10 protein-coding genes and 1 pseudogene are annotated in these 9,105 nt (G+C 63.7%); 4 read left to right on the forward strand and 7 right to left on the reverse strand.

The genetic code is table 11. The features are described 5' to 3' along the window. Nucleotides 1-161: 161 nt before the first annotated feature. Nucleotides 162-929: a tRNA pseudouridine(38-40) synthase TruA gene (truA, locus tag ACXJ7R_RS17445; protein ID WP_457152927.1), complete on the forward strand. Its 768-nt coding sequence runs from the start codon at nucleotides 162-164 to the stop codon at nucleotides 927-929. 14 nt (nucleotides 930-943) lie between these two features. Here the strand turns inward: truA and ACXJ7R_RS17450 are convergent, their stop codons facing one another. Continuing rightward, nucleotides 944-1,576, reverse strand: coding sequence for a transporter (locus ACXJ7R_RS17450; RefSeq protein ID WP_457152934.1), 633 nt, complete (start codon nucleotides 1,574-1,576; stop codon nucleotides 944-946). Nucleotides 1,577-1,578: 2 nt separating this feature from the next. Continuing rightward, the gene (gene dapE, locus ACXJ7R_RS17455; RefSeq protein ID WP_457152928.1) at nucleotides 1,579-2,772 is read right to left on the reverse strand and encodes a succinyl-diaminopimelate desuccinylase; all 1,194 of its coding nucleotides are present in this window, start codon (nucleotides 2,770-2,772) and stop codon (nucleotides 1,579-1,581) included. Between the two features lie 116 nt (nucleotides 2,773-2,888). On the opposite strand from dapE, the pseudogene ACXJ7R_RS17460 reads away from it, so the two are divergent. Beyond that, nucleotides 2,889-3,927, forward strand: a pseudogene (locus ACXJ7R_RS17460) (2-dehydropantoate 2-reductase). Here ACXJ7R_RS17460 and ACXJ7R_RS17465 read toward each other — a convergent pair. From ACXJ7R_RS17465 to dapD, 4 genes are all read right to left on the reverse strand, one after another. After that, a complete protein-coding gene (locus ACXJ7R_RS17465; RefSeq protein ID WP_457152929.1) occupies nucleotides 3,830-4,603 on the reverse strand; it encodes a hypothetical protein in 774 nt (257 codons plus the stop codon). The pseudogene ACXJ7R_RS17460 and the gene ACXJ7R_RS17465 sit on opposite strands and share 98 nt — an antisense overlap. 13 nt (nucleotides 4,604-4,616) lie before the next feature. After that, on the reverse strand, nucleotides 4,617-4,994 hold the full coding sequence (locus tag ACXJ7R_RS17470; protein ID WP_246461495.1) for a DUF805 domain-containing protein: 378 nt from the start codon (nucleotides 4,992-4,994) through the stop codon (nucleotides 4,617-4,619). Continuing rightward, nucleotides 4,987-5,340 (reverse strand): DUF805 domain-containing protein, encoded by a 354-nt coding sequence (locus ACXJ7R_RS17475; RefSeq protein ID WP_095083461.1) that lies wholly within the window; start codon nucleotides 5,338-5,340, stop codon nucleotides 4,987-4,989. Before ACXJ7R_RS17475 ends, ACXJ7R_RS17470 begins: the two co-directional genes overlap by 8 nt. 70 nt (nucleotides 5,341-5,410) lie before the next feature. Next, a complete protein-coding gene (gene dapD / locus ACXJ7R_RS17480; RefSeq protein WP_457152930.1) occupies nucleotides 5,411-6,265 on the reverse strand; it encodes a 2,3,4,5-tetrahydropyridine-2,6-dicarboxylate N-succinyltransferase in 855 nt (284 codons plus the stop codon). Between the two features lie 229 nt (nucleotides 6,266-6,494). Here dapD and ACXJ7R_RS17485 point away from each other — a divergent pair, with 229 nt between their 5' ends. After that, a complete protein-coding gene (locus ACXJ7R_RS17485; protein WP_457152931.1) occupies nucleotides 6,495-7,334 on the forward strand; it encodes an LOG family protein in 840 nt (279 codons plus the stop codon). A gap of 158 nt (nucleotides 7,335-7,492) precedes the next feature. Here the strand turns inward: ACXJ7R_RS17485 and ACXJ7R_RS17490 are convergent, their stop codons facing one another. Continuing rightward, nucleotides 7,493-8,200 (reverse strand): pyrimidine 5'-nucleotidase, encoded by a 708-nt coding sequence (locus ACXJ7R_RS17490; protein ID WP_457152932.1) that lies wholly within the window; start codon nucleotides 8,198-8,200, stop codon nucleotides 7,493-7,495. 161 nt (nucleotides 8,201-8,361) lie between these two features. Between ACXJ7R_RS17490 and ACXJ7R_RS17495 the strand changes: the two genes are divergently transcribed. After that, a partial coding sequence (locus ACXJ7R_RS17495) for a GGDEF domain-containing protein (RefSeq protein WP_457152933.1) occupies nucleotides 8,362-9,105 on the forward strand: 744 nt, incomplete at its 3' end.

Genomic DNA, 9,105 nt, shown 5'->3' on the forward strand with positions numbered 1-9,105 from the left:
GACCTGGGGCGACGCCCCGGAAGCCGGCAGGCTGGTCTACGCCTCGGCCTTCGGGTCGGCACTCGCCGCGTAAGCGGCATCTGAATGCGCCTCTAACTCAAAGAGATAGAGCATGATGTCGTCCGAAAGCCGCTTCACACTTTTCGGCATCATGCTCTAGCATGCCGCGTTTTCGCCTCGACATCGAATATGACGGTAGTCTGTTTGCCGGCTGGCAGCACCAGGCGGATCAGCCTTCGGTGCAGCAAGCGATCGAACAGGCGATCGAAAAATTCTGCGGCGAAGAGGTCCGGTTGCGCGCCGCCGGCCGCACCGATGCCGGCGTGCACGCAACCGCCCAGGTGGCGCATGTCGACCTCGCCAAGGCGTGGTCGGGCGACAAGGTGCGTGATGCCGTCAACGCACATCTGCAGATGGCCGTCGCACATATCGCCGTCCTGAAGGCGACGGTCGTCGCAGACAGCTTCGACGCGCGCTTCTCAGCCACCGGCCGCCATTATGTCTACCGCATCCTCAACCGTCGCGCGCCGGCTGCTATCGACAAGGGCAAGGTGTGGTGGGTGCCGAAACGGCTCGACGCCGACGCCATGCACGAAGCGGCGAAAGTCCTGCTCGGTCGGCATGACTTCACCACCTTCCGCTCGACCCAGTGCCAGGCCAACAGTCCGATCAGGACGCTGGAGCGGCTCGATGTGAGCCGAGAGGGTGACCTGATCGAGGTGAAGGCTTCGGCACGCTCGTTCCTGCACAATCAGGTGCGTTCGATGGTCGGCTCCCTCAAACGTGTCGGCGAAGGCGCCTGGACCGTCGCCGACCTGAAAGCGGCGCTCGATGCGCACGACCGCGCCGCCTGCGGCCAGGTGGCGCCGCCTGACGGGCTTTTTCTCATTGGTGTCGATTATCCCGAGGGCGTCGATTATCCAGGATAGAGCCCCATAAGGCGCTATCCCGAGATGAACCCGGAAAGGCTCTGAGACCCGACATCGTCCGGCACAGAGATGCCGAGCAGCGCCTGCAGGCCGAACAGCGCCAACAGCGAAGCGATGAACATGCCGACGAAAACGGCGGAGCCGATGGCTACGCCCTTGCCGATTGTGGCGTTGGTCATGCGCCAGGTCAGCACCATGGACAGGGCAAACAGCAGCAGCGACACAAGGCTCGAAACCTGGCTTGCCGACGACAGGAAAAGTCTGATCAGCGCCGAGGGCAGCATCAGCCAGGCGGTGATGGCCGAGGCCCAGTTGCTGGCGACGACATAATGGACGAAGCGGCCGCCAATGCCAGCGCGCGGCGCGACCAGGGCCAGAGCGATGAGCGGCAGCACCCAGGAGCCTATATCGACCGTCGCCAGGCGCAACAGCATGCTGAAGCGTCCGGCAAAGGCCTCGGGATCGCCGATCTCGTTGGCGATACCGACCCACCCGACGATCAGAGCCGGTGCGGCAACGATGATGGCGAAAAAGGAATTCCAGAAGCCGTCGGCCGACAGGTCGAGCAGGCGCAGGCCGTCGGCCTTGCCGAGCATCAACCGCCAGGCGCCCGTCAGCGAAGCTTGGGTTTCGTCCGCTGAAAGCATGCTCATGCCTGCCCGAACCAGTCTTCGATGAAGCGCTGGTAGATTTGGGTCAGTGTTTCGAGATCGGCAATGGCGACGCGCTCGTCGACCATGTGCATGGTCTTGCCGACCAGGCCGAACTCGACCACCGGACAATAGTCCTTGATGAAGCGCGCATCCGAGGTGCCGCCAGAGGTCGACAGCGTCGGCTCCTTGCCGACCGCCGACCTGATCGAACCGCGCAGCGTTTCGATCAGCCTGTCGTCACGGGTCAGGAAGACATGGCTCGGCCGGTCGCGCCAGACGAGGTCGTAGTCGACCGGCGTCTTCTTGCCCTGCCGGTACTTCTTGCGTTTGGCCGCCTGATCGAGCCGGTTGTGGATTTCCGCCTGCACGGTCTCGGCCGTCCAGGTGTCGTTGAAGCGGATGTTGAAGGTCGCGGTCGCCTTGGCCGGAATGACATTGGTGGCCGGGTTGCCGACGTCGATGGAGGTGACCTCCAGATTGGTCGGCTGGAAGTCCCTGGTTCCCTTGTCGAAGACAGGATGCAGCAAGGCATCGACCAGGCCCATCAGGCCGCGCACCGGATTGTCGGCAAGCTGTGGGTAGGCGACATGGCCCTGGCGGCCGTTGACGGTGATGGCGCCCGACATCGAGCCGCGGCGGCCGATCTTGATCATGTCGCCAAGCGCGTCCGGGTTGGTCGGCTCGCCGACGATCGAGGCATCCCATTTCTCGCCCCTGGAAGCCGCCCATTCGAGCAGCTTGACCGTGCCGTTGATGGCCGGCCCTTCCTCGTCGCCGGTGATCAGCAGCGAGATCGAGCCTTTCGGGCCGCCATTGTTCTCGACATGGCGCGCCACCGCAGCGATGAAACAGGCAATGCCACCCTTCATGTCGACGGCGCCCCGGCCATACATCTCGCCGTTGGCGATTTCGGCGCCGAAGGGCGGATGCGTCCAGGCGGCTTCGTCGCCGACCGGCACCACGTCGGTGTGGCCGGCGAACATCAGATGCGGGCCGTTGCCGGAACGCCTGGCATAGAGGTTTTCGATGTCCGGCGTGCCATCTTCCGAAAACACCGGCCGATCGACCAGGAAGCCGAGTGGTTTCAGCATCGTCTCCAGCGCTGTCAGCGCGCCGCCTTCGGCGGGCGTCACCGAAGCGCAACGGATAAGGGCGGCGAGGTTCTCGGCGGGATCGGTCGGCAGCGTCATGGCAAAAGCGATAATCGAAAGCGGCGGGCCTGTCACGGCCAGACATAAGGGCCAGTGATGGCGCCGACATTATGGTTTTCATGTCGTATAGTTGCGGGGCGGTGCGGAGCGACGGGATGGCAAACGCGGACAAGAGGATCGTCATTGCCGGCGCCGGCAGCATCGGTTGCTATGCCGGCGGCTGCCTGGCACTCGCCGGGCGCCGGGTGATCCTGCTGGCGCGGCCGCGCATCGAGGCGGCGTTGCGGCAGCGCGGACTGCGGGTCAGCGACCTCCAGGGCCGCGACCGCATGATCGCGCCGGACGCGCTTGTCGTCACCGCCGATCCGGCTGTCGCCCTGTCCCAGGCGGATGTGATCCTGGTCACGGTCAAAAGCGGCGCGACGCAGGATATGGCAGACCTCATCAGGGCTCACGCCCACCGCGATGCGGTGGCGATCAGCCTGCAGAACGGCGTCGACAATGCCGACAGGCTGCGCGCCGGGCTCGACGGCCGGACGGTGCTGGCCGGCATGGTGCCGTTCAACGTGGTGCAATCCCCGGACGGCGAGTTGCCGCTGCGTGTGCACCGCGCCAGCGACGGCAAGGTGATGATCGAAGACGGTGATGCCGGCCTGGCTGGCCTTCTCGGTGTCGAAGGGTTTGCGGTCGAAACCCATGGCGACATGAAGGCCGTGCTGTGGGGCAAGCTGCTGATGAATTTGAATAACGCGCTGGTGGCGCTGTCCGGCCTGCCGTTGGCGAGCGAACTCGCCGACCGTCGCTGGCGGATGATCCTGGCCGGCCAGATCGACGAGGCGCTCACGGCGATGAAAGCGTCCGGCATCGAGCCGGCGCGGATCGCCGGCTTGCGGCCGGCACTGCTGCCGAAGGTGCTCGGGCTGCCGGACTGGCTGTTCGGGCTGCTGGCGCGGCGCATGCTGGCGATCGACCCACATGCGTTCGTCAATGTGGGACGATCTTCAGCGCGGCAGGCCGACGGAGATCGGCGAACTGCAAGGGTCCGTGCTCGGCCTTGCCGAACAGACGGGTACGCCGGCGCCCCTGCTTAAAAAGATTACCGCCTTGGTGCGCGCGGCGGAAGCGGAGCGGCTTGGCTCGCCGGGCCTGGCGCCGGAGCAGGTTGTTGCGCCGGATGGGCCTCGATCAGCGTGATCTTCTGCCAGATTTTCCGCGACAGGTTGGACGCCAGGTTCTCGATGTCGTTGACGCCGTCGATGACCACGTCGTCATTGACCGACTGCGCGAACAGCGCGGCGATCTTGCCGGTGATCGACAGCATTTCGGAGCAATAGTCGAGGTAGCGCGCCAGGTCGGCGGCATTGGTGATGCGGGCCGGTGAGTGCGAGGTCGGCTTGAAATTGGCCGAGAGGGCCGCCGGATCCTTGGTCAGCTGGTGCATGTCGATGACATGGATCAGCGACCGCAGGCCGTGCAGCTGGCGAAACACCCGCTTGCGCTTGATGCGCTCCTCGGTACGGACCAGCGCCAGGAAACCGAGCACGGCGAGGATCATCATGTTGATCGTGGCTTCGATGCCCTGCACCGACTGAACCGCGTCGTCGGCCTGGGAGATGTGAATGAGCGGCAGGATGGTGCCGACAAACAGGAAGACCAGCGCGCCGGCGACAACGGCGGCGACGATGAGCCCGCGCAGCCACCAGATCGGCGCCTCGAGCGCCTGAGCCGCCTTGGTCAGATCGCGCGACAGTGACACCAGTTCGGCGGCGACGCCGCGTAGTCCCGCGTTGGGAAAACGCTCGGCGACGCGGCCCTCCAGCCGTTCGGCGGTGTCGATGATCAGTTTCGGATCAAGCGTGCGGTAGCGCATGTCCGATCGGCCCTCAGGATTGCGCCGGCTCGTTGGTGCGCCGGCCATAGCGATTGGGCCCAGGCTGCCCTGGAAACAGACACAACACAAGGAAGGCGACGATCGAGACCACCGGCACGAACAGGATCAGCGCGGCAATGCCCGGCTTGTCGAGGTCGTGCAGCCGCTTCACGGCCAGCGCGATGTTCGACCATAGCGAAGCGATGAAGGCGATGAAGAAGATGAACGACCACATGTTGCTCTCGGCCGAACCTTCCGGCACCAGCGTGAAGCGGTAGAGCGGAAAGGCCTGTATGATGGCGACGAGCAACCCGCCAAGAAAATAGGCCGCGCGACTGACGCGGCCCGATGTTTTGAAGAAAAGCCAGGTGAGATCTGATCTGTCAGGCAAGCGGGTCCGGTCCATATTGATTGGCGCCCTTGGCGCCTTCGAGAATGCCGCACTCCACCAGAAACCAGATCCCGCCGATGATCGGCACGAGGATGATCAGGCTCCACCAGCCGGACTTGCCGCGATCGTGCCAGCGCTTGGCGTAGACGGCGAAGATCGAATAGAGCATGGCGAGCGAGTAGAGCAAATAGATAAAGCCGTAGGGCATTTGGTTGAACGTCGTGCCGAGTATGTTGTCGAGGATCGTCGCGATGATCCCGCCGACAAAGACAACGCCGACACAAGCCCAGAACTTGGCACGGTTGATGCGACCCTCGTAGCTGGTCAGCAGATACTTCCAGTCCATGTCACCCCTCCATCAGTCACGCGCGACTCATTGTCGCGCCGGCGGAAGGTGCGTCCGTTTCCGGGAAAGATCAATCGCGCAGCAATTCGTTGATCGAGGTCTTGGAGCGGGTCTTGGCGTCGACCCGCTTGACGATGACGGCGCAGTAAAGACCCGGGCCTGGCTCGTTGTTCGGAAAAGGCTTGCCAGGCATCGACCCGGCGACAACGACGGAATTCGGCGGCACTTCGCCGTAGAAGACTTCGCCAGTGGCGCGGTCGACGATCTTGGTCGACTGGCCGATGAACACGCCCATGCCGAGCACCGAGCCTTCTCGCACGATACAGCCCTCGACCACTTCCGAGCGCGCGCCGATGAAGCAATTGTCCTCGATGATGGTCGGGCCGGCCTGCATCGGCTCCAGCACGCCGCCGATGCCGACGCCGCCCGACAGATGCACGTTCTTGCCGATCTGGGCGCAGGAGCCGACCGAAGCCCACGTGTCGACCATGGTGCCGCTGTCGACATACGCGCCGACATTGACGAAGGACGGCATCAGCACGGCGCCCGGCGCGACATAGGCGGAACGGCGTACGATCGACGACGGCACGGCACGGAAGCCCGCCTTCTCGAAGTCGACGGCGCTCCAGCCGTCGAACTTCGACGGCACCTTGTCCCACCACACGGCCTGGCCGGGACCGCCCTTGATGATCTCCATCGGGTTGAGCCGGAAGGACAACAGCACGGCCTTCTTCAGCCACTGGTTGACATGCCATTTGCCGTCGGCCTGCCGCTCGGCGACGCGAGCGGTGCCGCGGTCGAGCAGGTCGAGCGCCGACTGGATGGCGTCGCGGGTTTCGCCACGGGTCGCCGTCGAAATCGCGTCGCGTTCCTCGAAGGCCTTCTCAATGGTCTTCTCGAGGCTCGCCAGATCGGGCTTCGACATGAATTTGCTCCATTACCAAGCTGTTAAGGGGCTGCGCCTTACCCTGTTTTGAACGTCGCGCGGACCCCTGGGCAGGCTTTGCCCGCCTGGGTCTTTGCATGTAGCAGGTTCTTGTCGCAAAACCGCCGGACACTTTTGCGGAACCTGCTTATGTTAAGGCTCAATGGGGGTCAATCGCGGCTGCGCCATGGGACGGCGCAAGTGAAGAAATTGGACGGGTAAGGTAACTATGACTCCTATGGAAAAGGCGGGGTGGACGCCGCTGCCGCATTCGGATGAGGATCTGGAGCGGTCGAAGAGCGTGCCGGACACGCCGCAGACGCGTGCCGAGACCTACCGGCTCGCCTGGAACGATCCCGAGTTCATGACCAGGCGCGAACTGCGCGCGGTCAGGCTGCAGCTCGAACTCCTGAAGCCGGAAATGATCCTGGCCGAACGCGGCATCCGCTCGACGGTGATCCTGTTCGGCGGCGCACGCCTGCCGGAACCCGGCGGCGAGGCCTGGGCGGCCAAGAACGAGACGCAGAAGAGGAACCTCGAGGAAAACAGCAAATACTACGAGGAGGCGCGCAAGTTCGCGCGGCTGTGCTCGCAGCAGTCAGCTGCGTCATACTACCGCGAATATGTCGTGGTGACCGGCGGCGGGCCCGGCGTGATGGAAGCCGGCAATCGTGGCGCCGACGACGTCGGCGCGCCATCGATCGGGCTCAACATCGTCTTGCCGCACGAGCAGGCGCCGAACGCCTATGTGACGCCGGAGCTCTGCTTCAACTTCCACTATTTCGCCATTCGCAAGATGCATTTCGTCATGCGCGCCAAGGCGGTCGCGGTGTTTCCCGGCGGCTTCGGCACGATGGACGAGTTCTTCGAGACGCTGACCCTGATCCAGACCGGGCGCATGGAGCGCGTGCCGGTGATCCTGTTTGGCAAATCCTTCTGGAAACGGGCGATCGATCTCGATTTCCTCGCCGAACAGGGCACGATCAGCCCCGGCGACCAGGACATCATCGATTTCGTCGACACCGCCGACGAGGCCTGGGGGATCATCAGCCGCTTCTACAATCTGTGAGAGCACTGACGGTTCGAGGTTCATCGAGATTCAGGTCAGGCCGAGCCGAAAACGGTGGGTTCCGAGAACCGGAGCGGAGCGTACGTTCGGGTACGTGAGCACCGGAAGCGCAGGAAGCCGCCGTTTGCAGGCCGGCATCACCTGAAGATCCATGAACCTCAGGCGGTGACCTCGACGATCGCGGTCAGGAAGCCGGCGAGGTCGTCGGTGACGAAATCGACATCATCCTCGTTGGCCGGGTCGCGCTCCCAGATCTCGGAAAAGGTCGGCTCGAAATTGCGTGGCACGACGAGCACCGTGGTCATGCCCAGCGACTTCGGCACAGCAAGGTTGCGGGCAAGGTCCTCGAACATCACCGCATTGTGGCCGGTGACGGCGTGGAGTTCGGCGAATTTCTCGTAGGTCTGGCGTGCCGGTTTGGGATTGAGCCCGGCGGCGACGATATCGAAGATGTCGTCGAAATGGTCGAGGATGCCGAGTTGGCGCGCGGTGCGTTCGGCGTGCCTGCGGTCACCGTTGGTGAAGATGAACTTGCGGCCCGGAAGCTGGCGGATGGCAGTGCCGAGAACGGGATCGGGCACCAGCCACGAATAATCGATGTCATGCACCTTCTCGAGGAAATCGTCAGGATCGATGCCGTGGCGCGTCATCAGCCCGTTCAACGTCGTGCCATATTCCAGATAGAGCTCCTTCTGCAGCTTGCGTGCCTGCTCGCGAGGCAACGCCAGCAGTTCGCCGACATAGGCGGTCATCTTGACGTCGATCTGCGAGAACAGATTCGAATGATGCGGATAGAGCGTGTTGTCGAGGTCGAACACCCAGTCGGTGACATGAGCGAAGCGGGCGGGGTCAGGCAGCGTGGTCATGCGCTCCTTATGGCATGAAACGGACATTCTGAAAGAGACTTTATCCACAACTTATGCGCGCCGAGAGTCGCGGAAATAGCGTCACCCTTCAATTTTTAAGCATCCCGGAAAGGTAGCCTTCAGGGCTTGCTGGCACAGAGGCAGACCTGTGGGAGCACGCGATGAATAGCATAATTTTGAGATCCGCCGCCGTTGCTTTTGCCTCTGTCGCAGCCTCTCTCCTTTTGACGCTGATCATCGTTCCGGCGATGGGATTTCCGGTCAACCGCACGATCTGGCTGACCACCACGCTCTGTCCGCTGGTCCTCGCCTGGGTCGCCAGCGCAAGCACTTTCTGGCAAAGCGACAGGCTGAAAAGTGCCCATCGCGACCTTGCCCGAGCCCATGCCCAGCTCGCCGCCGCGCATCGCCGCCTGGCGGACAAGGCGAGCCGCGACGACATGACCGGCATGCTCAACCGGGAAAACTTCTTCGCCGCCCTCGATGGTTCCCGCCGCAAGTCCGATCGCGGGGCGCTGCTGATCATCGACGCCGACCACTTCAAGAGGATCAACGACAATTTTGGCCACCTGACCGGCGATGACGCACTGCTCTTGATCGCCAGCGCGATCGAACGCGGCGTGCGCAGCGGCGATGTGCTCGGCCGCATCGGCGGTGAGGAGTTCGGCGCCTTCCTGATCGGCGCCACCGAGCAGGAGGCCAAGCGCGTCGCCGAGCGCATTCGCCGCGAAGTCGAGCTGATCCGCTTCCGGCCCGTCGACGAGCGGACCGTTCCGCTCACGGTCAGCATCGGCGGAACCGTCTGTGGCGAGGATATCAGCGTATCGGACCTGATGCGCGCCGCCGACCGGCGCCTCTACCAGGCCAAGCACCGGGGCCGCAATCTGACGATCCTCGACACGGAC

The organism is Mesorhizobium sp. P5_C1 (genome assembly GCF_054049815.1).